Genomic DNA, 26,326 nt, shown 5'->3' on the forward strand with positions numbered 1-26,326 from the left:
TCAGAAAACTCCAGAATTTTAATTTAGCTAAATAGTCCAGCAAATTGATTTTAACGGAATATTTTTTGAACAAAGTTCAATAATTGATCGCTGGTGAAGGGTTTCGCTAAAAAGCCTTGGATACCAATACCCGTAGATTGTACCAATGCCTCAGCCGTAGCTAATCCACTCATGGCAACAATTGGCACTTGCGGATTGATGATTTGCAAAGTACTGATGGCTGTTTGCCCACCCATTAACGGCATCATCATATCTATCAGCACCAGCCTAATTTTATCTTTGTGCTGGGTGTAGAGGGCAAGGGCCTCAATCCCATTTTGGGCAGTCAATACCTTGTAATTATAGGTTTCCAGTGTGACTTTGGTGATCTGAGCGATCGCTACTTCATCATCGACAACTAAAATCAATTCTCCCTGACCTATTGGCAGTTTTACCTCATCTATTACTTGAGAAGTGCTGCCCTCCTTGCTTGGTAAGTATACTTGGAATTTAGTGCCACTTCCTACCTGACTGGCTACTTCCACAAAACCGCCGTGGCTGTTGATGATGCCCATCAATATAGATAAACCCAGTCCCGTCCCCTTACCCACATCTTTGGTAGTGAAAAAGGGATCAAAAATCAGATCAATGATTTCTGAGTTAATCCCAACTCCAGTATCAGCAACCGTAATTTTCACGTAGGAATTAACCGTTGCGCCTATGTGCATCCTGGCATAGTTTTCATCGATGAACACCTTGGTAGCAGAAATAGAGAATTTACCGCCATTGGGCATGGCATCACAAGCATTGACTGCTAGGTTCATCAACACCTGATGTAGTTCGGTGCTGTCTCCGACAACCATCCCGATATTTGGCGCTATATCTGTGTTGATGTCGATGAATTTGGGGAATGTTTGTTGGGCTATCTGCTTGATGTCTTCGAGCAGTTGCGATACAAGCACGATTGTGTGTTCTCTTTCAGAACCACGGGTAAATAACAAAATTTGCCCCACCAAATCACCACCTCGTTTGGCATTGGTTTCTAGGATCTTCAACATTTGCAGCGAAACGTCATCAAGATGGGGATATTTTAGGGGCAGCAGTTGAGCAATTCCCAAGATTGGGGTAAGAAGATTGTTGAGGTCATGAGCAATACCGCTGGCGAGAATGCCTAAGCTTTCTAAGCGTTGACTACGCAATAGCTGAGTTTCCAGTTGTTTTTTCTCGGTGATATCGGTGTCAACAATCAGGATTGATTTAGGCAACCCTACGACATCAAGCATCAACGTCCATCGGCTGGCAATGATTCTTTCTCCACTATCTTTTGTGAATTTATGCAACTCACCCTGCCATGTTCCCCGCTCAATAACAGCTTTCTGAGCCGCTGATAGTTGAGGTGAGGTTTTTTTAGATAAAAGTTCCCAAGCGTCCTTTCCTTGAGCTTCCTGAACTTGCCAGCCGTACATTTTCTCTGCGCCTTGGTTCCAGAATAAGATTTGGTTGTGCAAATCCTCTACAATAATTGCGTCTGTTGTGATGTCTAGTAAGGCAGCTTGTTCGCGAATTTTCTGTTCTTGCTGGTGGCGATCGCTAATGTCCCTGAATAGCCAGCGTAAGTTTCCGGTTTTACCCTGACTATCTTCCACAGCGATCGCAGTTAGTTCTGCTGGAAAGTCTATACTTCCTTGATTATGAAAAATCTGTAACTCTTCTCTGCGAATTTGCCCCTGCTGTTGCAATTGCAGCATGATTTGACGAAATTTCTGCCGTTCTGTCTGATGCACAAACACAGCCATTGGTTTACCAATCAGGTAAGACTGGCGCATATTCAATAACTTAGCCGCAGCATAGTTAGCTTCTTGAATAATTCCAGTACCATCTGTAACTAAATAACCATCTGGGGCAAAGTTAAATAAATCGTAATAACGTTGACGTTCTTCTTCTACCAAATAGCGTGTAGCGATCAATTCCTCATTTTGTTGCTGTAACTCTTCTAGAGAAATAGATATTTCGGTAATCGCTTGTTGCAAAAGCTCTATAGGATAATCCTGCTCTATAGATTTATCTGCTGCGAGACTTGCAAGCTGCGAAAGGTTTTCCAGTCGCTGATGCGCCTCGACAATCGCTTGTTTAAAATTTTCCTTAGTCATTTGCAGTCTTCTCTTATGATTGCTTTTATCAAGAAACGCAGAAGTAAAACTGACCTCTGCTTCAGTAAAGCGACCAGAGCGAGCAATAGTTTAATCCAATACCCTTCAGTGAAACACTCTTATCGTAAATAAAAGGGTTTAATATCAAGTTCGGGTGATCACTTATAATAAAATTTATCAATGTAGGTTGGGTTGAACAGCAGTGAAACCCAACATGAACAGGGATCAAGCGTTGGGTTTCGTTCCTCAACCCAACCTACAGATGTTATAAGTATTTAACCGAACCTGATATAGCAATCCGATTTTATTTCTGAATCACTCGTAGAGGTAAGGGACTGGGGACTGGGGACTCTGGGAAGAAGGAATAAAGGTGTACTGAGTTTTGTTCAAAAATCAAATATGAATCCTATATAAGACCTCTATATCTAGATATAGCATCAGTTATCCTGGGGGTTCTTGCCACAGTCAGGATTTAAATCTTTGTTTTTAATTTTTAATTTTTAATTGTTATTCCTGCTGCCGCCGTACCTCCATTTCTTCAGTAGAAATCATACTATTGACTCTATCTATATCTACCATCATTAAAACTACTCCTTGCATTTCAATGCCAAGCAGCGGAGTGATTGCCAGGTAACATTTTATTTGCCTACCTCGACGATTGGTAGCATCGATGATCATTTCTTGAAATTGCTTTTTTCCGGATAGGGATTCGCGGATAGGCGATCGCAACTGCTCGACAGGTAGCCCAATATCTAGGCTGAAGATAGACTTTCCGAAAACTTCATCAGTCCGCAAGCCCCATAAATCTTCTAGCATGTAATTCCAAATAGAGATATTAAAGCTACTGTCAATTACCACTATTCCAGTTTGCAGACTTTTGAGAATAGAGGCGAGAAAAATGTTTGTGCGATTAAGTTCTGTGGTGCGTTCGCTCAGTTCATTATTAATTGTCTGCAATTCTTCATTAGTAGATTGCAGTTCTTCATTCATCGTTTCCAATTCTTCATTAGTAGATTGGAGTTCTTCATTGGTAGTTTCTAATTCTTCATTGGTAGATTGGAGTTCTTCGTTGGTAGTTTCTAATTCTTCATTGGTGGATTGGAGTTCTTCGTTGGTAGTTTCTAATTCCTGTTGCGATCGTTGCAGGGCATCTTGGAGTTTAATATAACGGCTGACATCATGAAAGGAGATGCTGACTCCTAAAAAACTGTTGTCTATTTCTTGCAAAGGCGTAATTTGCACATCCAGATATTGCGTTTCTGTGTTAGATAAATAGCGCTCTACATTTGTCAGGCTGACAGGACGGCGTTCACTATAAGCCCGTTCAATTAGCGATCGCAATTCCACTGGCCGATAAGAAAGTTCTAGATCCTGGAAGGGACGAGCTAAATCTTTAGGGGAAAGGGCGAACAAAGTCCGCGCCTGCTCGTTTACTAGTACCAGAGTGCCATTGATATCAACGACTATTTGGGCGATTGGAGCTGTATCAAAACCCATATCTCGCAGCCGGAGGTTGCGAGCCAAACGGCTGCTAGATTGGTCATCTATTGAATTTGCCATAACTAAGAGGCGCTCGCGTAGATTCACCGTCGATACTTTAGTAAATATCCGGTTTTTCAAGTCTAGTGGTGTAAACAAACTAGAATGCATCAATAGCATCTCTGCTTTTCCCAAAAACAGATAGCCATGATCGTTTAGTGCAAAATGAAACCGGGCTAGAATTCGCCCTTGAGTCTCAGAATTAAAATACATTAATGTATTGCGGCTGACCAGCAAATCTAAGCGCGAAATCGGCGCATCTTGAAGCAGATCGTGGCGACCAAAAATCACTGAGCGGCGCAAGTCTTGGCGGAAGACATAGCGGTTTCCGACAATCTCAAAGTATTTATGCCGTAGTTCATCTGGTATCGTTTGGATATCTTTTGCTGAATAAACAGCTTGCCTAGCCTGGTTGAGAGCCTCTTCATCTACATCTGTGGCGTAGATTTTCACTCGTTGGCGAAATTCCTCTGCACCCAACATTTCAGCCATCAACATTGCCAATGTATAAGCTTCTTCCCCAGAAGCACAGCCAGCGCTCCAGATGCGGATTTGGTCATAAGCTTTTTTATTCTTAATCAGATTAGGCAGTATTTGGTCTGCTATATATTCCCAAGATGATGAATCTCGAAAAAAAGCGGTAACGTTAATTAGAATAGTGTTGAAAAGATAATTGAATTCATCTGGATAAACTTCTAGATAGTCTTGATATTCTTCAAAGTTTTCTATCGCCAATGACTGCATCCGCTTGCATACCCGACGCATCAAAGTCGAGCGCTTATAGCCTGTAAAATCAAATCCCCGGCTTTGTCTGAGATAAGTCAGTAGATTTTCAAATTTGGGATCTTTTTCTACGGAAGTCATAGGGTAGGGAGGGGCAGGGGGCAGAGGAGCAGGGGGGCAGGGGAGCAGGGGAGCAGGGGAGCAGGGGAGCAGGGGAGCAGGGGGCAGGGGGGCAGGGGGCAGGGGGAAAAGTTCCAAGCTACGTCCGCAAGTATCAAAGGCTCATTAATGAGTATCAAAGACTCATTAAAGGAGTTCAAAGCCTCATTACAGGAGTTCAAAGCCTCATTACAGGAGTTCAAAGACTCATTACAGGAGTTCAAAGCCTCATTAATGTATGGTGACACTAACTTGCATTCTAAAACATGTCTCCCCTGCCCCCCTGCCCCCCTGCTTAGTCACATTCTCCCATAACCAAAGTCACCAGGGTGCTGGAAATTTCATCAAGGGGGAGAATAAAATCTACGTTGCCAGTTTCAATTGCGGCGGAGGGCATCCCGGAAAATTCGGCAGTTTTTGCGTCTTGGACAATCACAGTACCGCCCATTTTTTTTATCGCTTCTACTCCCATCGCACCGTCGCTACCTGTTCCACTTAGGACAACAGCGATCGCTCTGTCTTTGTAAGTGGCTGCAACCGATTCAAATAATAAGTCAGCCGAAGGACGTAAAAAATTTACTAATTCCGACTGTGATAAGGAAAGTGTGCCATCACCGTTAACCAACAAGTGACGATTGGGTGGCGCAACGTAAGCCATTCCTGGGCTAAGAGAATCTCCTTCTTGTGCCTGTTTAACAGTAATATCTGTGCGCCGACTGAGAATTTCTGCCATGAACGACGGATGTCCCGGAGCCAAGTGTTGCACAATAGCGATCGCGGCTGGAAATTCTGCTCTTAGAGTCGATAGCACTTTAACTATAGCAGTCAGTCCGCCTGCTGAGGCTGCGATCGCCACTATATCAAAGGCAGCATTAGTAAAGTGAGGTGGATGATTTTTGGCATTTTCTGCCATCTGAATCATGATTTTGCGCCTATGACTATCTGCGGAACTTCTTTAGTTACAAATAGCATTAATAAAGGTACAATTTTTTATCCTTATCTATATAAATTATACAGGATATCTGAACTAATTCAGCATTTTTTTACCTTTACCTATCAAATTAACAGGTTAATCTTCTTGCTCTAGAATCAGTTTCGCCTGTATAAGTTGCTGCTTATGTTCCTCACTAACTGTTGGGTATTGCAGATTTAGTTCTTCTAATTTTGTGCAGATAATATTGGCAACGGTCAGACGGGTAAACCATTTGCGATCGGCAGGAATAATATACCACGGGGCCCATTTAGTACTAGTGTTATTAAAAACCTCTTCATAAGCATTCATATAATCATCCCAATAAGCTCGTTCTTTGACATCATTATCTGAAAATTTCCAATTTTTATCAGGAGAGTCAATGCGTTCTAGAAAGCGTTTTTTCTGCTCTGACTTAGAGACATTTAGAAAAAACTTGAGAATGATTACACCATTATCAACCAGATATTTTTCAAAGTTATTAATTTCTTCAAAACGCTGTTTCCATATCTTTTTTCCATTAGGGAAGTGAGGAAGTTGTTGCTTTTGCAGCATTTCTGGATGGACACGAACCACTAGTGCTTCTTCATAATATGAACGGTTGAAGATGCCAATTCTTCCTCTTTCTGGCAAAGCCTTCATTGAACGCCACAAGTAGTCATGGTCTAATTCTTCGGCACTGGGCCCCTTAAAACTAAACACTTGAAATCCTTGCGGGTTCACGCCAGAGGTCACGTGTTTAATAGTGCTATCTTTACCAGCAGCATCCATTGCCTGAAAAATAATCAACAAAGCATAGGTGTTTTGAGCATAGAGAATATTTTGATAATTAGCTAGTCTTTCAATATCTGCCTGTAATTTGCTTGCAGCATCACTTTTTTCATGAAAATCAGTCTTATAAGCTGGGTCATAGTTTTTTTTCAGAGAAATCTTTGAACCTGGTGGAACAATGAAAGCATCATGATTCATGTATAAAATTTCCTAACGGTTACTTAATACACAAGCACATTTTGAAGTATTAATTTCTAAAAATTATAATTTATTAAAATTTTGATTCAAAATTTATAACTTTGAACCAATTCTGAGGATTTAAGTCCCCCTACTTTATCATCAGTAAGTTTTGTGACTCTTTCTCAATCCTTCTAACAAAACTTAATTATATTAGCGCTACGCAAAGCGAGTCTGCATACTCCTGCAAAGAAGCAAGCTACGCACAGCATCTCGTAGAGAGTGTCATTACAAATTACTTTCGTCGCTTTGGCATTGGACGCATCGCTTCCCGACCCAAGAGAAACATCCCCGTAACACCCAAACTGACAAACTAAACATATTGATACCAATATTGCCGAATCTGTTCAACTGTATTGAGTTGTGGATGCAACGTGTTTAAATACAGCAGCAGCATCAATATCATCAGCGCCCCAAAACCAACAAAGCTCAAGCCGACAAGAATTCGTGCTGGACGCAGTTCAAAATCACTAATACTGTCTAGGTCAATTTCTGCCAGTTCCTTAAAGGAGTCATCTGCTAAAGATGAGCTTGCTTGGAATCTATTACTCAGTTTTGGTGGCAAAATCGGCGTCAGTGTTGCTACAGTGGGGCGACGTAACAAAGCCTCAGTATCTCGCAGCAATTCCAGTGGTTTACGGGTAGTAGTTGGTTGAGCAAACTCTATATTGTCTTTAGGAGTTGGAGCATTGACTTTGCTTTCAAACATAGTACGCTTCGGAATAACCAGAATATACATAGCCTAGCGAATCACGAGACAAATGCCTCAAAATAAATTCGTAATGACGCTCTCTACGTTCGCGCAGCGTGTCGCAGACAGACGCTAAAAGCAAACGCGGACTTGCTAACGTAATTCGTAATTAATTCATTGATTTCTCAGAAAAACATCTTCTTTGCTCAAACTAAGCGATTTTATGCTTGAGGTAATTATAAATTACTCGTCCATCTCTTTTAATGTAGCTAATGCCGACGGAGATAAACGACTGAGATAGCGGAATATCCAGTATTTAAAGATAGTGTTTAAAATTACAGGAAATGTAGCAATAAATAAAAATATGACATTTCTACTGGCTGGTAGACCTAAATGTTCTGCCAATCCTGCCAGAAGGACTTCCCAGCCATCTGGTGAGTGAAATCCTACAAATATATCTGTAACCAGAATAATCAAAAAAGCTTTAGCACTATCGCTGAGACCATAGACAACGCTATCCATAAAAGACTTAAGAATCATAATTTCTCTTTTGCTTAGAGCAATAACTATACCAAAAGAAACTAGTGATATTAAATCAGCAAAAACATTACCAATATTGCTATTGCTTTTGTTACGAAATTCTTCAGAGATTTCAAATGCTTTATCTTTGATTTTTTCTTGTGTTAGCTCTGAAGAAAGTGGTGGTGCTTGATTAAGCAAATGTTCAAATCTCAGTGATTCTTGAAAATTATGTAATTCATGGAGAGCTTCTTTTTCCATGTCAGAATTTATGAAAATTTGAGTTGCACTCTCTCCTCTAATCCTTTCTAATATTGGAGTTACTAAAAATTCTTTAGATAAATACTGAGTTAAAAGTGGTACAATAATTAGAATTATCATAAATCTCAAGGCAATTATTGTTCTATTTCTAGAAACTCGATAATTTCTGACAAATTCTTCTTCTGCCTGCGGAGCCAAATCTGATTTAATTCTATTAACTGTTTTTCTGATAGACCTCGGAAAAACCCCAGTATTTTGAGGTGGGAGCGTTGCTTTAATATCATTGATATTAGATGAATCTGGCTGTTTTTTGATTTCGCTGCGCTTAATTTGTAGGGGCTGATAAGTTGATCCTAATCCGCTGTTGCTAATTTGCTCATCTTTGATAGCGTACTTTTCTACAACTTCATCAATAACCTTTAGTTTTTCTAATAAAACAGAGTTAGAAATATTGATAATTCCCCGACTAAGCTGGAATTCTGCAAGCCTGAGCTTGATAATAGTTAAATTTTTATCAAGGTATCCTTGCCAATATGACATGACATTTTCAGTATATTTTACTGATTCTGAAGATATTTTTTTGTTATCAAAATGTTCTATCTCGATGTTTCTAATTCTCTGAGCCGCTTGTTGAGCTTCTAAGAGTGCCCTTTCTGGTGTATTTAAAAACCAATGGTTAAGATATCGCCAGTATTCTTTGAGCCTTTGGCGAAGTAATGCTGGTGTTTTTGGGAAGGAATTTTTCATGACATTATATATGCCTATCTATATAATGTCTATTATATTTATATAAGCAGGTAAAATGGATAGTAAATACTCAAAATATGATTAACTATCATCCAACACTCATTAGATAAATCTATTATTTTGATTTCTTGACATAGCTTAGTTTTATGATGCCAACTTACTTTGATGAAGAGTAAAGATAAAAAACTAGTATAGTAAATCGTGACTCTGATTTTTGTAACAAAAAATTAACTACGAGAAATTAATTTATTTCAATATCATGAATAAGGTGTGTAGATTATGTGTCAATAGTGTGACACAAATCAAAATTACACTTTACAGCTTAATGTAGGCGAGGCAGTGCATTGGGCAGCCAGCACATTCTCCCCATTGTAGCAAGGGGTGTGAAACGCTTTAGCGGATAGCGCAACCGAGCAAAGACGAAGAGACTGCGCCAACGAGTCCGCGTTCGCATAAGAGTGTCTGGGAGTTTCCACGCCTGTTCCGACAACGGAGGCTTTTTCATCCTGTCTTTTGTGAAAAACTCGCCATATTATGATGATCTGATGCTACGTCGGCACAAAATCAAAGTTGGTCACTACAGCAAAAAATCTGAACCCAGAATTTATTGGCAATATGAAACTCAGTTTGTGCATGATTGTGAAAAATGAAGCAGCAACACTGCCTAAATGTTTGAGCAGTGTCAGAAAAGTAGTGAATGAAATGGTAGTCTTGGATACAGGCTCAATCGATCGCACTCCCAATATTGCCCAACAACTCGGTGCAAAAGTCCATCATTTTAAATGGTGTAATGATTTCAGTGCTGCTCGGAATGCAGCTCTCAAATATGTCACTGGTGATTGGATTTTAGTATTAGATGCTGATGAAACTCTGACACCAGCAATTGTACCGCAGTTGCGAGAGGCGATCGCTAGAGATGAATATCTGCTCATCAACCTCGTTCGCCACGAAGTTGGTGCTGAACAATCTCCCTATTCTCTGGTGTCTAGGCTATTCCGCAATCATCCAGATATTCGCTTTGACCGTCCTTACCATGCTTTAGTGGATGATAGTGTGTCAGCAATTTTAACCAAAGAACCCCATTGGCAAGTAGGTTATTTACCAGGGGTAGCACTTTTACACGTAGGATATCAAAAAAGTGCGATCGCTCAAAATAACAAATATGCCAAAGCCGCTACGGCGATGGAAGGATTTCTGGCGACTCATCCTGATGATCCCTATGTTTGCAGTAAATTAGGGGCCTTATATGTGGAAACTGGGAAAATTACCCAAGGTATGGAGTTGCTCAGACATGGAATCACCGCTGTTGAAGAAAACTACGATATTTTATATGAACTCCATTATCATTTAGGCATTGCCTACAGTCGGTTACAAAAATCCCCACAGGCTATTTCTCATTATCAAGCTGCCATCAAATTGCCAATCTATCCCATGCTCAAATTAGGAGCATACAATAACTTGGGTAACTTACTCAAAGCAGCAGGAGATTTAAATGGTGCGAAAACTGCTTACGCTACAACTTTGAAAATTGACCCGACCTTTGTTGTTGGACATTATAACTTAGCGATGATATTTAAAGCTTTGGGTTTATTTACAGATGCGATCGCATGTTATCAAAATGCAATCGGGTTAAATCCCAACTATGCCGAAGCCTATCAAAATTTAGGGGTAGTGTTGCTGAAAATTGGCAATCATCAAGATAGTTTAACAGCTTTTAGAAAAGCGATCGCCCTTCATGAAAGGTATAATCCCGAAGAGGCAAACAGACTACGCCAGGGGTTACGGGAGATGGAGTTGATGTAGATTAGGTTTGGGCTTAAGTTGACACTAATAACAGATGTACGCGCCTCCTGAGGATTTTATCAAAGAAGAAAGCAGGCAGTCCCGATGACAAATTTTTACCTCTTCGGGATGAGGCTCGAAAAACTTGCTAACGCTGCTTCATCATCATGCATGAAAAGGGGACTGGGGACTGGGGACTGGGGACTGGGGACTGGGGACTGGGGACTGGGTATTGGATAATCTGACTTTTCACGTTAGGAAAAATCCACCAAAAACCTAACCCCCTAACCCCCTTCCCGACGCGGGAAGGGGGAAAATTCTATTTCTCTCTCCTTTTAGGAGAGAGAAATAAAAGTGAGGTTTTCCAGATGCCGTGAAAAGTCAGATGGGGACTAGGGACTGGGGAAGAAATTTTTTAAGATTTGCTTGGGGTCTAAATCCCGATTAAAATCTTCCCAATCCCTAGTCCCCAGTCCCCAATTCCCAGTTCAATGTAATATCCGTTACATACAGTTGTCGGAATGCAATTAACAGTGTCATAAAGAAAAAGTGAAGGTTAACCTGTAGGGTATAACTTATCTGAGAGTTGCTTGCACCTCTAGCCTTGATGGATCTATCACACTCATGACTGAACTCACGCTACGCCTACAAGAGGGAGATACCGAGACAGCGATCGCAGTTGACCAAGATGTGTTTACAATTGGTCGTCTGCCGGAATGTAACTTGTACTTACCTTTTGCTGGAGTATCCCGCAACCATGCTCGCCTAGTGAAAACATCTGACGGTGTGTGGACTATTGAGGATCTGGGCAGCAAAAATGGAACGCAAGTTAATAAATATCTTGTTAACTATCCCCAAGAGTTACATCACGGCGATATCATTTGGCTGGGCAATGTTAGCCTGGTAGTACTGCTCACAAGTCCTGTTTCCCAAACGACACCTAAATATCCCGAAATTTCCGACATTAATGAGCAAAGAACAATTCTTCACAATGTCGAACAGCTCCAACAGCAATGGATCGCAGCTGATAGCAAAGATGGCAACATCAGCAATAAGGACAAAACCATTGCTCGTCTCAAAGACCTAGTGGACATAGCGAAAAATCTCTGTGCAGCAGCCTCTATAGAAGAGATTTTTTCTCAGGTACAGCAAGTAGTTTTTCGTTACCTTGATAGTATCGATCGCTTGGCGTTATTAATTGATGTCAATAGTTGCGGCCAGTTGGAATTAGTGAATGCGGCCACTAGAAACGTTTCCCAACAGAAACATCTCGCCTCTGATGGTAGTTGGATTAGTCGTAGTATCTGTCAAAAGGTATTTGACGAAAAAGTTGTCATTCAAACTGCTGATACTCATCAGGATGAACGGTTTGCTAGTGAACAGAGTATTTTAGTTAAAGGCATTCGTAGCGCGATGGCGGTGCCTTTATGGGATGAAAATAAAGTTGTGGGCGTACTATATGCCGATGCCAATCTTTCTTCTTACCATTGGGCAAATGAAGGTGAGGAAGAACTGAGCTTTTTTTCAGCTTTAGCAAACCTTGTGGCTTCTAGCGTGCAGCGTTGGCTACTGGTAGAGAAACTCAAAACTGAAGAGATGATTCGTCACCGACTAGAACGTTATCATTCTCCCGCAGTCGTACAGCAGTTGATCTCTGTAGGCGGATTACCGGGTGGTCGTTTAGCGCCATCTGAGAGCGAAATCAGTATTTTGTTTGCGGATTTGGTTGGCTTTACGGCAATTTCTGAACGGTTAACCCCAACTGCGATCGCTCAACTATTAAATAATTTATTTGAAGAAATGCTTAAAGAAGTGTTTGGTTGGGGTGGCACTTTAGATAAATATATTGGCGATTGTATTATGGCATTTTTTGGCGCTCCAGAACCGCAACCAGATCATGCCAATCGCGCTGTTGCTGCTGCTAAGGGAATGCTTACTCGTCTTGAACATCTTAATGCCAATGGTTTTTGGCACGAACCCCTGCAATTACGCATTGCGATTAATAGCGGTAAAGCTGTGGTGGGAGATGTCGGTAGTTCCCAAAGGGTAGATTATACGGCATTAGGCGCGACGATTAATCTTGCTGCTCGGATGGAAGCAGTTTGTCCCCCTAGCGAATGCGTGATTAGTGAAGCCACCCATAAAATGCTTTCACAACCCTCAGACTTCCAGGAAATGGGAGATTATCGTTTCAAAGGTATTGAGCGATTAGTTAAGGTTTATCAGACAAATTTGCAGCAAGTGCCAACAATCATTGCTCCAATCATTAATCTTTAGGGATCGGGGCAAAACAGTTCCAAGTTCTGAGTAAAGAAGTGAGATTCCTCACTCAGCACTCATTACGGGTTAAACCCTAGCTATCCGCTAACAGCAGTCTTGAGGGTATGGGGCATGGGGTATTAGAAAAACAATTAACAGCTGATTAATGGCTAATGATTACTAATTTATCGCGATAAATACATAGTTAATCTGTATATTTTATTTCAAAAATAATTGCAAAATTGTCATATTCAGCAACAAATTCTAGGTTAAAAGACTAGAATTTGGGTGGTAGCTTCCAGAATTGATCTGTGTAACACTAAGAAGCCTACCGAAGCTATATTTTAACGGGAGGTCAGGTAATGGCGATCGCCACCATTAATCCCGCCACTGGGGAGACGCTCAAAACCTTTGAGGCGCTCAATGATGCAGAAATTGCCGCTAAACTCGATTTAGCTAATCAGACTTTTGAACAGTATCGTCAGACTAGTTTCTCTGAACGATCGCACTGGCTGCAAAAAGCTGCCGACATTTTAGAGCAAGACAAAGCAGAATTTGCTAAGTTAATGACTCTAGAAATGGGTAAACCATTTAAAGCTGCGATCGCGGAAGTCGAAAAATGCGCCGTTGTCTGTCGCTACTACGCCGAACACGCCCCTGGTTTTCTAGCTGATGTCAGTGTAAAAACTGATGCCAGCCAGAGTTTTGTCCGTTATCAACCAATGGGTGCAATTCTTGCGGTGATGCCGTGGAATTTCCCCTTCTGGCAAGTGTTCCGCTTTGCTGCACCAGCCCTGATGGCGGGAAATGTCGGCTTACTCAAACACGCTTCCAATGTGCCGCAGTGCGCCTTGGCAATTGAAGATATTATCCGACGGGCAGGTTTTCCTGAAGGTGCGTTTCAAACTCTATTAATCGGCGCTGCCAAAGTTGCCGATTTAATGGCTGATGACCGCGTAAAAGCTGCTACCTTGACAGGAAGCGAACCAGCCGGCGCATCCCTGGCCGTCGCCGCCGGCAAACAAATTAAAAAAACAGTTTTGGAATTAGGAGGAAGTGACCCGTTTATTGTGTTAGAAAGTGCTGACTTAGAGACAGCAGTTGTCACAGCAACTACAGCGCGGATGTTAAATAACGGGCAATCATGTATTGCAGCGAAACGTTTTATTGTCGCAGATGCGATCGCAGACAAATTTGAAAAATTGCTTTTAGAAAAATTTGAGGCGCTGAAAGTAGGCGATCCTATGCAACCAGATACCGATTTAGGCCCACTGGCGACACCTGGTATTCTCCAGGATTTAGACCAACAAGTGCAAAATGCCATCAGCTGCGGTGGTAAAGTCCTCACTGGTGGAAATCCTTTATCAGATCGTCCAGGGAACTTTTATCCACCAACGATTATCATAGATATCCCTACTGACACACCAATTGCAAAAGAAGAATTCTTTGGCCCGGTAGCCTTGTTATTCCGGGTTCCAGATATCGATGCTGCCATTAAACTCGCTAATGACTCACCCTTTGGCTTAGGTGCAAGTGCTTGGACAACCAACGACCAAGAGAGCGATCGCTTGGTTGAAGAAATCGAAGCCGGTGCCGTTTTTATCAACAGTATGGTCAAATCTGATCCCCGATTGCCCTTTGGTGGCATCAAGCGTTCTGGATATGGCAGAGAATTGAGTATCCAAGGTATACATGAGTTTGTAAATGTTAAAACAGTCTGGGTGAAGTGATTAGTCATTAGTCATTGGTCATTAGTCATTAGACCTCTTGCAAAAATCCTTGAATCACCCCTCCCCAACCCTCCCCTTGTGAAGAGGAGGGGGCAAGATTTCAAGTTTTCCCCCAAAATATCGGGGGGATAAAGGGGGGTCTATTCGACTTATGCAAGAGGTCAAATGACAAAGGACAAATGACTAATGACAAAGAACAAAAGTCTTATTCGTTAATAGAGTTGTCGGGAAATAAAATGAATACAGCAGAATTATTGGTGCAGTGCCTAGAAAATGAAGGAGTGCAATATATTTTTGGACTCCCTGGTGAAGAAAACCTGCACGTTTTGGAAGCCTTAAAACATTCTTCGATTAAATTTATTACGACTCGTCATGAACAGGGTGCAGCATTCATGGCCGATGTTTATGGACGCTTAACCGGAAAAGCCGGAGTGTGTCTTTCTACTCTTGGCCCTGGGGCAACCAACTTGATGACTGGGGTAGCAGATGCTAACCTCGATGGTGCGCCCTTAGTGGCGATTACTGGTCAAGTGGGAACAGATAGAATGCATATTGAATCCCATCAATATTTAGATTTGGTGGCAATGTTTGCCCCTGTTACCAAGTGGAATAAACAGATTGTGCGACCCAGTATTACACCAGAAGTAGTACGGAAAGCATTCAAGCGATCGCAATCTGAAAAACCTGGTGCAGTTCACATCGATTTACCAGAAAATATTGCCGCCATGCCTGTAGAAGGCAAACCTTTGCGTAAGGATAATAGCGAAAAAACCTATGCATCTTTTGCTAGCATTCGGGCAGCAGCCGCCGCAATTTGCCAAGCAGTTAACCCATTAATTTTAGTCGGAAATGGGGCAATTCGCGCTCACGCCAGTGATGCTGTCACGCAATTTGCCACCTTGCTGAATATACCTGTTGCCAATACCTTCATGGGTAAAGGTGTGATTCCCTACACACATCAATTAGCTTTGTGGTCAGTGGGATTACAGCAAAGAGATTTCATTACCTGTGGCTTTGATAACACAGATTTAGTAATTGCGATCGGCTATGATTTGATTGAGTTTTCCCCCAAGAAATGGAATCGGAATGGTGAAATTCCCATTGTGCATATTGGGGTAAGTCCAGCAGAGATTGATAGTAGTTATATTCCCAACGCCGAAGTAGTGGGAGATATTTCCGATTCCCTTTATGAAATATTAAAATTAGCAGACAGACAAGGTAAACCCGATCCTTTTGCTATCAGCTTAAGGTCAGAGATTCGGGCTGATTACGAACAATATGCCCATGATGACGGATTTCCCATTAAGCCACAAAAGTTAATTTATGACTTACGGCAAGTGATGGGGCCAGATGATATCGTCATCTCTGATGTTGGCGCACATAAAATGTGGATGGCGCGTCATTATCATTGCCATAGTCCCAATACTTGCATAATTTCCAACGGCTTCGCAGCTATGGGTATTGCCATTCCTGGCGCTTTAGCAGCAAAACTGGTTCATCCCAAGCGCAAAGTCGTTGCTGTAACAGGCGATGGCGGCTTTATGATGAATTCTCAAGAATTAGAAACAGCCTTGCGTGTCGGTACACCCTTTGTCACGATAATTTTCAATGATGGTGGCTATGGCTTAATTGAGTGGAAGCAAGAAAATCAATTTGGCAAAGGAAACTCATCCTTTGTGCATTTTAGCAATCCTGATTTTGTGAAATTAGCCGAAAGCATGGGTTTAAAAGGCTACCGAGTTGAATCGGCTTTAGATTTGATTCCCACTTTGAAAGAAGCCCTCGCTCAAGATGTGCCCGCCGTGATAGATTGTCCCGTAGATTATCGGGAGAATCACCGCTTTAGTCAAAAAGCCGGCGAGTTGAGTTGTGCGTTGTAAAAAGTAGAGATGCGATTAATCGTGTCTCTACAAGAGTTAGGAGTTAGGAGTTATTTATTCCTATAGCGTTTCCCGACCTAGCGAAGTATACCCGTAGGGGCACGGCAGTGCCGTGCCCCTACAACTCGCGATATAATTTTGTACCGCATCTGAATGGGAACCGCTATAACTCCTTATTAATTTCTACTCCTTTAGTGTTTTGGTAGGGTGCGTTACACCAAGGGCTAACGCACCGCTTCACTTCATTTATAGATATATTTCTTCTCTTTCTTTGCGTCCTTCTCTACGAGACGCTACTCGTGAATGAACCTTTGCGGTTTGTGAAAAAAACCACGAAGCTCAAAGGTTCATTCACAATGAGTTAGAATCAATAACTTCTAACTCATTACTGATTTTTACTTCTAATTAATTGTCTTCTGGTCTAAATTTGTGCTTTCTTGCTTTTGGGCAATGTCTTCTACTGCTTTGCATTGCCTTTTGTCAATATCTGACTTAATAATGAGTCCCTTAGTATTGAGCGATATTTCAACTTGGTATTGACCATTCACCATATTAATCGCAGCGTAAGTTACTGTACCAAACATCATCACTCCGCAAAGTGATAGGATAATTTGCAGAATTCCCAGTTCTCGTTTCATTTTCAAAGCCCTTAATTCCTTACATTCTCATTACAACTTGGTGCTGGCTGAGAACTGAGTTGAGAAACAGTCACCGATTAGACAAGTTTTAGTTGATTATCGGTTAAGTTCAGGATGACTCTAATATCTAGAGTGCAAGACGTTATGGCTCAACAGCTTTGCTATTTAGCGAGTATAAAAACCTGATATACTCACAGCAGTTTCTCGATGAGGAATGATGGCGCGATCGCTCCGAGTAGCTCCAGAGTATATTGAAAAAGTTAAGTCAGCACTTGGGCGCAATAGCTATCCCAGCCAGCAGTCTTTGGCTACTGACACAGGATTTTCTCTCTCCACAGTCAAAAACTTTCTCACTGGTAGACCTGTTGACTATCTAAATTTTGTAGAACTTACCAAAAAACTGGGGTTAGACTGGCAAGACATTGCATACAAAGAACCAGAAACTCAACCGCCAAAACCTCAGCCAATTAACGGCGAAGCATCACCCTTCATCACTGGCGCACCCATCACCCAACCGCGTTACTTTTTTGGGCGCGAAAAAGAATTAAAACGCCTCTTCAACTTACTCAAACACCATCCCCTGCAAAACGCCGCCATTATCGGCAAAAAGCGTAGCGGTAAAACATCCCTGCTGCACTATCTCAAAAATATCACCACCACCCCAGTAGAACAATTGCGTCCTGCTCAAAAATCCGACTGGCTACCGCATCCAGAAAATTACTGTTGGATTTTTGTAGACTTGCAAGACGCACGAATGCAAAGCCGAGAAGGACTGCTAAAGTACATCCTAGAATCACTGAAGATGGAAGTGCCGATACCTTGCGATTTAGATCGTTTCATGGATGTAGTCAGCGATAATTTGCATTCTCCCACAGTCATCTTATTGGATGAGATTAGCGTTGGCTTGCAACGCTGTCCAGAATTAGATGATGGCTTTTGGGAATGTTTGCGGTCTTTGGCAACTAACGGCACAGAGGGGAATTTAGCATTTGTCTTGGCTACCCCCGAATCACCGATGGAAATGGCGCGAAACACAGGACACAGTTCACCCTTTTTCAATATTTTCGGCTACACCGCATATCTGGAAGCATTGACTGAGATAGAAGCGCGACAATTGATAGCAAGTTCGCCCATTCCCTTCACTGACGAAGATATAGAGTGGATTTTGACACAAAGTCGTTGTTGGCCACTGTTGTTACAAATTCTGTGTAGAGAAAGATTATTTAACTTAGAAGAAGGGGAAAATGATGATAATTGGCGTGAGGAAGGTTTACGACAAATGAAATCATTTACTCATTTATTAGATTCATAACTAGCGGAGTAATTATGAAAGCACACCGAATTGAAACAAAGTTAACTAAAAACGGAACCTTGATTCTTGAGGATTTACCGTTTCAAGAAGGCGAAGTAGTAGAAATCATTGTTTTAGAACGTTTTCCCCAACCTTCAGAATCTAATCCTTATCCTTTACGAGGAACGGTTATTCACTATGATGATCCTTTTGAGCCTGCTGTACCTATAGAGGATTGGGAAGTTCTGCAATGACTGTGTTTGCAATGACAACAATATCTTCAATATCTCTACTATTAACCTAAGCAGGCAAATTATGCCTTCTCAAGACTCATCTACCAACTACGTTGAAATATACACTCATTCACCTGAACCACACCCTAATTTGGCGTTAGGTGGTTTACAACTCTTGTTTTGGCTGTTTTTTCGCCCTAAAGCTTGGTATAAGCACGCAGAACGTATTAGAAATGAGCTTCACTCTGTAGACGACTTAAAAAAACGGCTTGTGTGGCAGTCAGCGCTACAAGGATATTTAATTGTACCTTTCTGGGCTAATTTTATCCTCGGTTTAGTACTTTTGGCATTGGGTCAGGCATTGCCACATATTTTCTCTATTCTTACCTTAAGCTTAGGGTGTTGTGTAGCATTGAGCGTGGCGTTAGGCGTGGCGTTAGGCGTGGCGGGAGACGTGGCGTTAGGCGTGGCGGGAGGCGTGGCGTTCGGAGTGCCGTTAGGCGTGGCGTTAGGCGTGGCGTTAGGCGTGGCGTTCGGCGTGGCGTTCGGCGTGGCGTTCGGCGTGGCGTTCGGCGTGGTGGGAGATATAGCGTTAGGAGTGGCGGGAGGCGTGGCGTTCGGTGTGGCATTCGGTGTGGTGGGAGACATTGCGTTGGGTGTAGTGGAAGGCAGCGTGGTGGGAGGTGTGGTGGGAGGTGTGGCGGTAGGCGTGGCGGAAGGCATGGCGGGAGGCCTGGTCGTAGGTGTGGGAGCAACCATTAATTTATGGCGGCCTGTTCTATCCTTTCCATTTCTGGCAATCTGGAATTATCAGCTTTATAGATTAGACAAAGAGCGTAATGGTAGAAGTCCTTGCTTATTACGCTTTCACTCCGCCTTCTGGGATGAGTGGCAGAGTTTACATCTGCTTGGTTTGGACAAGCATCTCCTTTTCGTAATTGCACATAACCCAGTTGAGGGACAAGCTGCTATTGATTACTTGAATGATAGTCCCCAAAAATGGGTAGTTCAAGTTGGCAGAGACGCACTGAGATTAAGAAACTGTGCAGATGTACAAGCTATACGTCAGTATCATAGCAGTATAGTGATTGATGAACTACAAAACTTACCTAGCTCTATACTAAGCATCTTTACTCATACTAGTAAGGATGTAGATGCGGCATTAGAGCAAATAAGTAAATATAATCAGCGTCTAATTCTCAATACTGTAGCAGACCGTTTAAATAGACAGTTAGAAAACTTTAATCGCACTAAAAATAAATACGCTTCGTTCTTCTACCCTTTCGCTAAAATATGGCTTGAAATAATAAACAACTATGCAGAAGATCTGGCAAAGATTACTGAACTCCGCCAAGAAATTGACTCGCCTTACATCATTGGCATACCGCTTACACTAGAGCAAGAAATTTTCACGGGGTGTGATGACATCGGCACACGCATCGAGCAACTACTGCGCGATCGCCGTCGCCCACCTTTGCTACTATATGGTCAGCGACGTATGGGTAAAACTTCTCTCCTCAACAACATCGGGAAGTTACTACCTAATAGCATCATCCCGATGTTTGTAGACTTGCAAGGCGCATCTTCATCAGCTAGTGACCATACAGGTTTTCTCTACAACCTCGCTAGAGAGATGGAGAAGTCAGCGAAAAAGCAAGGTGTAACTCTACCATCCCTAGCCCGCGAAGTGCTACAATCTGACCCTTTCACCTATTTCTATGAATGGCTAGATAAAGTAGAACAGGCTCTAGAACAAAATACCGCCTTACTAGCGCTAGATGAATTCGAGGTGCTAGACAACGCCATAGCCAAAGGTCGCTTTGATGAACAGGATGTTTTGGGTATGCTGCGTCACCTCATCCAACACCGTCCACGTTTCAAGGTTTTACTGGCTGGCTCTCATACTATCGAAGAATATCAGCGCTGGGCTAGTTATCTAATAAATGTCCAAGTTGTGCATATCTCCTACCTCAAAGAAGCGGAAGCACGACAATTAATTGAACATCCCGTCAAAGATTTTACTCTCTGCTATGAACCCAACGCCGTTGAGCGAGTGCTACAACTCACCCGTTGTCACCCATTCTTAGTACAATTACTCTGTGCAGAAATTATTGTCCTCAAAAACGAGCAAGACCCCTCTATGCGGCGATTGGCAACTTTAGCGGATGTGGAAGCCGCAATACCAGAAGCTTTGCAAAGTGGCGGCTTTTTCTTTGCTGACATTCAAAACAACCAAGTAGACGCGACTGGACAAGCTATTCTACGTTTTATCGCTGCTCAAGGGGAAGGGGCTATAGTCAGCCGCCAAACTCTATTACAACAGTTTCCTAATGAGATTACTTTCAACTTGCTGTTGCAACGTGAGTTAATTGAGGAAGTTGACGACGGCTATAGCTTCCAAGTGGAGTTGATTCGCCGCTGGTTTATTTGAATCGTGTCCAGTAAAGTTAACTGATGACAAATACTACTTGTGCTGGCGTAATTGCTCTACTATATAATCTTCCAGTTCTTGTTTTTCTCTATTACTAGCATTTCGTTGATAAGTTCTTCCGGTTTCTTGAATAAACCTACGTTTCTCGCTGGGGGAAGATTTGAGTTTAGCTCCAGTTGCTTGCAGCTTTTGCTGTAATTCTTCCCAGGTCTTTTCACCCACACTTTCACCTAGTTTGACCAGTGCCTTTGGGAGTAACATTTTTGCCTCTTTTTGAAAATCTTCTTCTGTCTCAAGGGAAGCTAAATCTATATTGCTAAAGTCGATATCGATTTGAAACTTACTCATACAATTGTATTTATTTTGTTCAAAATTATTACCCAAATCCGGGAAAGATGGGTTTTCAATTTTCAGTTACGATCGCAAGATAGTATGATTGTACTGTTTGATGTTGGTAACTGAAGTTGAAAATATCAATTCCGAAAGTTGATTTAATACTTCCGGTAGTATAGCCTTACTTAATCATTCATCACAAGATTCTCGACTTATTGAAACAAGTGGGAAATCTCAGCCTTTTGGTTTTCATTTCTAAAAGAAGATTGCTATATATTCAAAAAGAATACACATCATTAATGACCGTACAACTAAGTTAGCAATATTAGAAATGCTATCTTAAAGGCAAGGTCATTTGCTCAGTTTTTGAGGATAATACTATGACTACAACGCTCAAAGAGTCTAATTCTATTGAGTCATTGCTAGGTAAAGAGGCAGAAGACCTGCTTACCCACAAAGCAAAAGTTTCTCGTGATTTAATACATTTGCCAGGCCCAGACTTTGTAGATCGAATCTGGCTCAACAGCGATCGCAATCCTCAAGTATTGCGTAATCTCCAGTTACTTTATTCTAGTGGTCGTCTGGCAAACACAGGCTATCTCTCGATTCTACCGGTAGACCAAGGGATTGAACACTCAGCTGGTGCGTCTTTTGCGCCCAATCCGATTTACTTCGATCCAGAAAATATTGTTAAGCTAGCGATCGCCGCAGGTTGCAATGCGGTTGCTACCACTTTGGGCACATTAGGTATAGTTTCGCGCAAGTATGCCCACAAAATTCCCTTTATTGCCAAAATCAATCACAACGAATTGCTGACTTTCCCCAATCAATTTGACCAAGTATTGTTTGCTGATGTAGAACAAGCTTGGAATTTAGGGGCGGCTGCCGTAGGTGCGACAATTTACTTTGGTTCCGAGAATTCTACCAGACAAATTCAAGAAATTAGCAAAGCTTTTAAACGCGCCCATGAACTGGGTTTGGCGACAATTCTCTGGTGCTATCTGCGGAACAACGCTTTTAAACAAGATAAAGATTACCACCTTGCTGCTGACCTCACCGGACAGGCGAATCATTTGGGTGTGACGATTGAAGCCGATATCATCAAACAAAAGTTACCCGAAAATAACAATGGTTACGGTGCAGTTGCCAAAGCCAGTGGTAAGAGTTACGGCAAAACCGATGAGCGGGTTTACACAGAATTGACAACCGATCACCCAATTGATTTGACTCGTTACCAAGTACTAAATTGCTACTCTGGGCGTGTGGGGTTGATTAATTCTGGTGGCGCGACTGGTAAAAATGATTTCGCCGAAGCAATACGCACCGCCGTAATCAACAAACGCGCTGGTGGTTCAGGATTAATTTCTGGGCGAAAGACCTTCCAACGTCCCTTTGAGGAAGGTGTAAAACTGTTTCATACGATTCAAGATGTTTACTTATCGCCGGATGTGACGATAGCTTAGGGATTGGGGACTGGGGAGATGGGGGGACAAGCAAATCAAAAGGTAAAAGGCAAAAGTAAAAAGAAAAGAATCTTTTGCCTTTTTACTTTTTACTTTTTACTTTTCAATGCCCCATTTTTATCTAACGTTTCTGAGTAAGAAATCTGGCTGACCACAACTTTTTTGCGATCGCTTCAAAATCTCGGCGCTACAAATACCAGGTTCACCGTTTTTGGAATAACAAAAGAACACTTCTTGCAAAAATCTTCCCGAACCAGAACAAAAAGGTGCTACACCATCAGCAGTAATTTGATTATTCGCACTCACAAATGAATTTTTAAAATTTGTAATTGTGGTACGCACGGGTTTATTAGGGCGATTGTAAGCTGCGGGAATAACGATCGCATCTTTTAATTTTTTACTCAATCCCAAGTATTCCGCAGGAGTTTTCCCCGAACAAGTACCATGTTTTTCCCATTCATGATCGTAAAGTTTATTACTAGGATACAAATCAGGAAACCGTCGCTTTACTTCTGACGGTAATTTTTGCGTGGAACAATTAGTAGGATAACCAGTTTGGTACTGCGGCCACAAACCATGTAGTACAAAACCAAGTTTCCTTCCAGAACCGCACTGCTGCGGGTCACGAGTACCATTTGTCGCACAATAATCCGGCGACCAAGAGAGTGTCAGTACATAAAAATCAAATTTACCCGGAGTACCGCGATTTTGAGCAATGGCAGCATTAGGTATAAAAATACCAGTAATTAGCAGAGAAAATGCAATTAAAAGTTTCTTAATCTGCATAAAAATAGTTAGTTTCCACTAAAAATAAAGTTATATACGATACATTATTAAGAGTCAATAATCGAGGTTCAAAAATTCTTTCCCAGTCCCCAATCCCCAAGGAATTCAGAAAAAGCAAATCTTGGTAGGGATTCTGGGATATCCTTAGATAAGTGAAAGATTTGCCAAAAATAGTAAGAATGAAGCTGGCAGCAAGAGTAAGTCAGGTAACACCTTCATTAACCTTAGCGATCGCAGCCAAGGCTAAGGCACTGAAGGCGGAAGGAATAGATGTTTGTAGTTTTAGCGCTGGAGAACCAGATTTTGATACCCCAGCACATATTAAAGCCGCAGCAATCAAAGCTTTGGATGAAGGCAAAACCAAGTATGGTGCCGCCGCCGGAGAACCAAAGTTAAGGGAAGCGATCGCCCACAAGCTTAAAATTGATAACGGTCTTGATTACAAGTCAGAGAATGTCATTGTCACCAATGGCGGTAAGCATTCTCTGTACAACTTAATAGTGGCGTTAATCGATCCAGGTGATGAGGTAATTATCCCTGCACCCTACTGGCTAAGTTATCCCGAAATGGTGACTTTGGTCGGCGGGGTTTCGGTAATTGTCCCTACAGATGCCACGACGGGTTATAAAATTACTCCCGAACAACTCCGTAAAGCAATCACGCCGAAGACGAAGTTATTTATCCTCAACTCCCCATCTAATCCCACAGGGATGGTTTACACGCCAGATGAAATCAAAGCACTGGCGCAGGTAGTAGTTGATGCAGATATCTTTGTTGTCTCTGATGAGATTTACGAAAAGATTCTCTACGACGGTGCAGAACATATCAGCATCGGTTCTCTAGGGAAGGAAATTTTTGACCGCACTTTGATTAGTAATGGGTTTGCGAAAGCTTATTCCATGACTGGGTGGCGTATAGGTTATTTAGCGGGGCCTGTGGAAATCATTAAAGCAGCCAGTACCATCCAAGGGCATAGTACATCTAACGTGTGTACCTTTGCTCAATATGGTGCGATCGCGGCGCTACAAAGTTCTCAAGATTGTGTCGAAGAAATGCGCCAAGCCTTCGCCAAACGCCGACAGGTAATGCTAGACAGACTCAACGCCATTCCCGGATTAAGTACCGCAAAACCAGATGGCGCTTTTTATCTGTTCCCTGATATCAGCAAAACCGGTCTAAAATCTCTAGAATTTTGTGACGCTTTGCTGGAACAACATCAAGTTGCAGTCATTCCCGGAATTGCTTTTGGCGCTGATGACAACATTCGCCTTTCCTACGCCACAGATATGGCGACGATTGAAAAGGGAATGGATAGATTAGAAAAATTTGTCAAGTCGCGTATTTAGTTAGTTGTCATTTGTGAGGAGAATTGACCAACTCTTCAACTTTTTAACTCCACCTTTTTGGCTCCGAATGGGTGGAGTTAATTTTCACACTTGAAGTTACAGAGACTTTTAATAAGACATCCCTTGTTTAATTGGCTCTAATTCAACTAAAGAGAACTCACGGGATTCGAGATAAAATAATATTGCTTCAATAGGATCTAATAGTTCCCTTGGGTAATGCCTTTGCTCGTAGGCTTCCACAAGCGTAGTTAAAACTTCCAAGCGGCGAAACTGTGGTGTATTTAGTTCCGCATCAAACAATCCTTCAATTTCATCAAGTGCAGCACGATAATCAGCTTCAGTGCGGATAGGATGGGGTTCAAGCATAGGTTTTACTGCCTCAAATGCTTATTGCATTTACGTTGTCGGATTCTTGATTTTATTAATGCAGATTTTAGTGGTAATTTTGATGCGAGATTAAAAAATAAGTCTATTCCATTCCCAAAATACATTTATTTAGAACTTATTAAACGCGGAAACGACCTGACTAGTACAATTCCTCCAACTAAGGCAAAAATTGATCCTAAGCTGATAAACATCATAGGTAAAAACCATAAACTTAGCCAGGAGTTGATCGTGGCAGAATTTGGCTTTTCAGGACTGTATAATATTTCTACCTGCTGACCTTTAGTAAATTCTGGTGGATTGCTGCCTGAATTTGCTTCAAAAACTGTTGTTTCACCAGAGGTAGTGGTAAATTTCACCACTGGATAGTAGACATAAGAAGAACGACCTTTGTTATCAGTTGATGAACGTTGCACCAAATCAATTATTGTCCCTTGTGCTGGTATTGCCGAGGTCACAAAGGAACGAGTATTCAGTCCAATAATTATGCCTGTGATGGCAATTATGCTGCCAACACCGCCGAATATTGAACCAAATATACGAAAGAACTTTGTATCTTCATTCATAGGATGTTGAAAAGTTTGGTATCCCCAAAAGTGTTGATTTCAATATTTTAGGTTGATATTTTTAGATTAGGTAACAATCGGGGAGAACTAGGGGAGGCAATTATTGAACTAGGGACTGGGGAGTAAGATTTAAAGCCTTTCGCCTTTTAAGAGAGAGCAATAGAAATGAGTTCAGAGTGTATTGAATACAAATGAGAAGCACTCACAGTGCAAACAAAATTTGGTAACAGAGGCCAAGAGAGATCATCTGTTGCGAATCATATTGCTACTAATTTCAGAACTGCGTTTTCTCGGCTATACACTTCAACCTGTTGTAATTGCCAGTTTAAAATCCAATATTCTTGAACTCCTCTAGAAGCTTCATATTCTGTGAACGCTTACAATCCAGCTATATGTAATTTTCATAAGAGCTTGATGAATTCTTCATATTTTAACGATCATAATTATCTACTAGTAAA

20 protein-coding genes and 2 pseudogenes are annotated in these 26,326 nt (G+C 41.8%); 9 read left to right on the forward strand and 13 right to left on the reverse strand.

Annotation, left to right across the window (positions count from 1 at the left end):
• Nucleotides 1-50: 50 nt before the first annotated feature.
• From HWQ44_RS22030 to HWQ44_RS22060, 7 genes and pseudogenes are all read right to left on the reverse strand, one after another.
• Entirely contained in the window at nucleotides 51-2,129 is a 2,079-nt protein-coding gene (locus HWQ44_RS22030; protein WP_292723034.1) for a PAS domain S-box protein, read from the reverse strand.
• 507 nt (nucleotides 2,130-2,636) lie between these two features.
• The gene (locus tag HWQ44_RS22035; protein ID WP_292723037.1) at nucleotides 2,637-4,532 is read right to left on the reverse strand and encodes a CheR family methyltransferase; all 1,896 of its coding nucleotides are present in this window, start codon (nucleotides 4,530-4,532) and stop codon (nucleotides 2,637-2,639) included.
• A gap of 313 nt (nucleotides 4,533-4,845) precedes the next feature.
• A complete protein-coding gene (locus HWQ44_RS22040) occupies nucleotides 4,846-5,472 on the reverse strand; it encodes a chemotaxis protein CheB (protein WP_292723040.1) in 627 nt (208 codons plus the stop codon).
• 147 nt (nucleotides 5,473-5,619) lie between these two features.
• A complete protein-coding gene (locus tag HWQ44_RS22045) occupies nucleotides 5,620-6,489 on the reverse strand; it encodes a polyphosphate kinase 2 family protein (RefSeq protein WP_292723043.1) in 870 nt (289 codons plus the stop codon).
• Nucleotides 6,490-6,763: 274 nt separating this feature from the next.
• Nucleotides 6,764-7,237: pseudogene (locus HWQ44_RS22050) on the reverse strand (hypothetical protein).
• A gap of 225 nt (nucleotides 7,238-7,462) precedes the next feature.
• Nucleotides 7,463-8,746, reverse strand: a complete 1,284-nt coding sequence (locus tag HWQ44_RS22055) for a proton extrusion protein PcxA (protein ID WP_292723045.1) — start codon at nucleotides 8,744-8,746, stop codon at nucleotides 7,463-7,465.
• A 322-nt stretch (nucleotides 8,747-9,068) separates the two neighbouring features.
• Nucleotides 9,069-9,251: a hypothetical protein gene (locus HWQ44_RS22060; protein WP_292723048.1), complete on the reverse strand. Its 183-nt coding sequence runs from the start codon at nucleotides 9,249-9,251 to the stop codon at nucleotides 9,069-9,071.
• Nucleotides 9,252-9,361: 110 nt separating this feature from the next.
• Between HWQ44_RS22060 and HWQ44_RS22065 the strand changes: the two genes are divergently transcribed.
• The 4 genes from HWQ44_RS22065 (at nucleotide 9,362) to HWQ44_RS22080 (ending at nucleotide 16,397) form a co-directional block, all read left to right on the forward strand.
• Entirely contained in the window at nucleotides 9,362-10,549 is a 1,188-nt protein-coding gene (locus HWQ44_RS22065) for a glycosyltransferase (protein WP_292723235.1), read from the forward strand.
• Between the two features lie 603 nt (nucleotides 10,550-11,152).
• A complete protein-coding gene (locus HWQ44_RS22070) occupies nucleotides 11,153-12,805 on the forward strand; it encodes an adenylate/guanylate cyclase domain-containing protein (protein WP_292723051.1) in 1,653 nt (550 codons plus the stop codon).
• A gap of 344 nt (nucleotides 12,806-13,149) precedes the next feature.
• Nucleotides 13,150-14,517 carry an NAD-dependent succinate-semialdehyde dehydrogenase gene (locus tag HWQ44_RS22075; RefSeq protein ID WP_292723053.1) on the forward strand — a complete coding sequence of 456 codons (1,368 nt, stop codon included), beginning with the start codon at nucleotides 13,150-13,152 and terminating at the stop codon, nucleotides 14,515-14,517.
• Between the two features lie 236 nt (nucleotides 14,518-14,753).
• The gene (locus tag HWQ44_RS22080; RefSeq protein WP_292723238.1) at nucleotides 14,754-16,397 is read left to right on the forward strand and encodes an acetolactate synthase large subunit; all 1,644 of its coding nucleotides are present in this window, start codon (nucleotides 14,754-14,756) and stop codon (nucleotides 16,395-16,397) included.
• Between the two features lie 401 nt (nucleotides 16,398-16,798).
• On the opposite strand, the gene HWQ44_RS22085 is transcribed toward HWQ44_RS22080, so the two are convergent.
• A complete protein-coding gene (locus HWQ44_RS22085) occupies nucleotides 16,799-17,035 on the reverse strand; it encodes a hypothetical protein (RefSeq protein ID WP_292723056.1) in 237 nt (78 codons plus the stop codon).
• Nucleotides 17,036-17,249: 214 nt separating this feature from the next.
• Here HWQ44_RS22085 and HWQ44_RS22090 point away from each other — a divergent pair, with 214 nt between their 5' ends.
• The 3 genes from HWQ44_RS22090 to HWQ44_RS22100 all read left to right on the forward strand — a co-directional run bounded on the left by HWQ44_RS22090 (nucleotide 17,250) and on the right by HWQ44_RS22100 (nucleotide 20,990).
• Nucleotides 17,250-18,347, forward strand: a complete 1,098-nt coding sequence (locus HWQ44_RS22090; protein WP_292723059.1) for an ATP-binding protein — start codon at nucleotides 17,250-17,252, stop codon at nucleotides 18,345-18,347.
• A 14-nt stretch (nucleotides 18,348-18,361) separates the two neighbouring features.
• Nucleotides 18,362-18,580, forward strand: a complete 219-nt coding sequence (locus HWQ44_RS22095) for a hypothetical protein (protein WP_292723062.1) — start codon at nucleotides 18,362-18,364, stop codon at nucleotides 18,578-18,580.
• Nucleotides 18,581-18,641: 61 nt separating this feature from the next.
• Nucleotides 18,642-20,990 carry an AAA family ATPase gene (locus HWQ44_RS22100; RefSeq protein WP_292723065.1) on the forward strand — a complete coding sequence of 783 codons (2,349 nt, stop codon included), beginning with the start codon at nucleotides 18,642-18,644 and terminating at the stop codon, nucleotides 20,988-20,990.
• A gap of 33 nt (nucleotides 20,991-21,023) precedes the next feature.
• On the opposite strand, the gene HWQ44_RS22105 is transcribed toward HWQ44_RS22100, so the two are convergent.
• The gene (locus HWQ44_RS22105) at nucleotides 21,024-21,338 is read right to left on the reverse strand and encodes a hypothetical protein (RefSeq protein WP_292723067.1); all 315 of its coding nucleotides are present in this window, start codon (nucleotides 21,336-21,338) and stop codon (nucleotides 21,024-21,026) included.
• A gap of 365 nt (nucleotides 21,339-21,703) precedes the next feature.
• Here HWQ44_RS22105 and HWQ44_RS22110 point away from each other — a divergent pair, with 365 nt between their 5' ends.
• Complete coding sequence (locus HWQ44_RS22110) at nucleotides 21,704-22,786, forward strand: class I fructose-bisphosphate aldolase (RefSeq protein ID WP_292723070.1); 1,083 nt, start codon at nucleotides 21,704-21,706, stop codon at nucleotides 22,784-22,786.
• A gap of 117 nt (nucleotides 22,787-22,903) precedes the next feature.
• Here HWQ44_RS22110 and HWQ44_RS22115 read toward each other — a convergent pair whose 3' ends face one another.
• The gene (locus tag HWQ44_RS22115) at nucleotides 22,904-23,572 is read right to left on the reverse strand and encodes a ribonuclease (protein ID WP_292723073.1); all 669 of its coding nucleotides are present in this window, start codon (nucleotides 23,570-23,572) and stop codon (nucleotides 22,904-22,906) included.
• 179 nt (nucleotides 23,573-23,751) lie between these two features.
• Here HWQ44_RS22115 and HWQ44_RS22120 point away from each other — a divergent pair, with 179 nt between their 5' ends.
• Nucleotides 23,752-24,918, forward strand: a complete 1,167-nt coding sequence (locus tag HWQ44_RS22120; RefSeq protein ID WP_292723076.1) for a pyridoxal phosphate-dependent aminotransferase — start codon at nucleotides 23,752-23,754, stop codon at nucleotides 24,916-24,918.
• 108 nt (nucleotides 24,919-25,026) lie between these two features.
• On the opposite strand, the gene HWQ44_RS22125 is transcribed toward HWQ44_RS22120, so the two are convergent.
• The 3 genes and pseudogenes from HWQ44_RS22125 to HWQ44_RS22135 all read right to left on the reverse strand — a co-directional run.
• Complete coding sequence (locus HWQ44_RS22125) at nucleotides 25,027-25,284, reverse strand: hypothetical protein (RefSeq protein WP_292723078.1); 258 nt, start codon at nucleotides 25,282-25,284, stop codon at nucleotides 25,027-25,029.
• A gap of 125 nt (nucleotides 25,285-25,409) precedes the next feature.
• Nucleotides 25,410-25,868, reverse strand: coding sequence for a DUF3592 domain-containing protein (locus tag HWQ44_RS22130; protein WP_292723081.1), 459 nt, complete (start codon nucleotides 25,866-25,868; stop codon nucleotides 25,410-25,412).
• 257 nt (nucleotides 25,869-26,125) lie between these two features.
• A pseudogene (locus HWQ44_RS22135) lies at nucleotides 26,126-26,230 on the reverse strand (Uma2 family endonuclease); the annotation flags it as partial.
• Nucleotides 26,231-26,326 lie beyond the last annotated feature (96 nt).

Source organism: Nostoc sp. JL34 (assembly GCF_017114945.1).
Taxonomy (GTDB): Bacteria; Cyanobacteriota; Cyanobacteriia; order Cyanobacteriales; family Nostocaceae; genus Nostoc.

What these genes read in the sequence shown, in the direction of transcription:
- HWQ44_RS22110 (WP_292723070.1), top strand. Translation starts at nt 21,704, where the DNA reads ATGACTACAACGCTCAAAGAGTCTAATTCTATTGAGTCATTGCTAGGT.
- HWQ44_RS22045 (WP_292723043.1), bottom strand. Translation starts at nt 6,489, where the DNA reads ATGAATCATGATGCTTTCATTGTTCCACCAGGTTCAAAGATTTCTCTG.
- HWQ44_RS22130 (WP_292723081.1), bottom strand. Translation starts at nt 25,868, where the DNA reads ATGAATGAAGATACAAAGTTCTTTCGTATATTTGGTTCAATATTCGGC.
- HWQ44_RS22070 (WP_292723051.1), top strand. Translation starts at nt 11,153, where the DNA reads ATGACTGAACTCACGCTACGCCTACAAGAGGGAGATACCGAGACAGCG.
- HWQ44_RS22040 (WP_292723040.1), bottom strand. Translation starts at nt 5,472, where the DNA reads ATGATTCAGATGGCAGAAAATGCCAAAAATCATCCACCTCACTTTACT.
- HWQ44_RS22085 (WP_292723056.1), bottom strand. Translation starts at nt 17,035, where the DNA reads ATGAAACGAGAACTGGGAATTCTGCAAATTATCCTATCACTTTGCGGA.
- HWQ44_RS22080 (WP_292723238.1), top strand. Translation starts at nt 14,754, where the DNA reads ATGAATACAGCAGAATTATTGGTGCAGTGCCTAGAAAATGAAGGAGTG.
- HWQ44_RS22035 (WP_292723037.1), bottom strand. Translation starts at nt 4,532, where the DNA reads ATGACTTCCGTAGAAAAAGATCCCAAATTTGAAAATCTACTGACTTAT.
- HWQ44_RS22095 (WP_292723062.1), top strand. Translation starts at nt 18,362, where the DNA reads ATGAAAGCACACCGAATTGAAACAAAGTTAACTAAAAACGGAACCTTG.
- HWQ44_RS22120 (WP_292723076.1), top strand. Translation starts at nt 23,752, where the DNA reads ATGAAGCTGGCAGCAAGAGTAAGTCAGGTAACACCTTCATTAACCTTA.
- HWQ44_RS22055 (WP_292723045.1), bottom strand. Translation starts at nt 8,746, where the DNA reads ATGAAAAATTCCTTCCCAAAAACACCAGCATTACTTCGCCAAAGGCTC.
- HWQ44_RS22105 (WP_292723067.1), bottom strand. Translation starts at nt 21,338, where the DNA reads ATGAGTAAGTTTCAAATCGATATCGACTTTAGCAATATAGATTTAGCT.
- HWQ44_RS22065 (WP_292723235.1), top strand. Translation starts at nt 9,362, where the DNA reads ATGAAACTCAGTTTGTGCATGATTGTGAAAAATGAAGCAGCAACACTG.
- HWQ44_RS22030 (WP_292723034.1), bottom strand. Translation starts at nt 2,129, where the DNA reads ATGACTAAGGAAAATTTTAAACAAGCGATTGTCGAGGCGCATCAGCGA.
- HWQ44_RS22115 (WP_292723073.1), bottom strand. Translation starts at nt 23,572, where the DNA reads ATGCAGATTAAGAAACTTTTAATTGCATTTTCTCTGCTAATTACTGGT.
- HWQ44_RS22125 (WP_292723078.1), bottom strand. Translation starts at nt 25,284, where the DNA reads ATGCTTGAACCCCATCCTATCCGCACTGAAGCTGATTATCGTGCTGCA.
- HWQ44_RS22075 (WP_292723053.1), top strand. Translation starts at nt 13,150, where the DNA reads ATGGCGATCGCCACCATTAATCCCGCCACTGGGGAGACGCTCAAAACC.
- HWQ44_RS22060 (WP_292723048.1), bottom strand. Translation starts at nt 9,251, where the DNA reads ATGAAAAAGCCTCCGTTGTCGGAACAGGCGTGGAAACTCCCAGACACT.
- HWQ44_RS22090 (WP_292723059.1), top strand. Translation starts at nt 17,250, where the DNA reads ATGATGGCGCGATCGCTCCGAGTAGCTCCAGAGTATATTGAAAAAGTT.
- HWQ44_RS22100 (WP_292723065.1), top strand. Translation starts at nt 18,642, where the DNA reads ATGCCTTCTCAAGACTCATCTACCAACTACGTTGAAATATACACTCAT.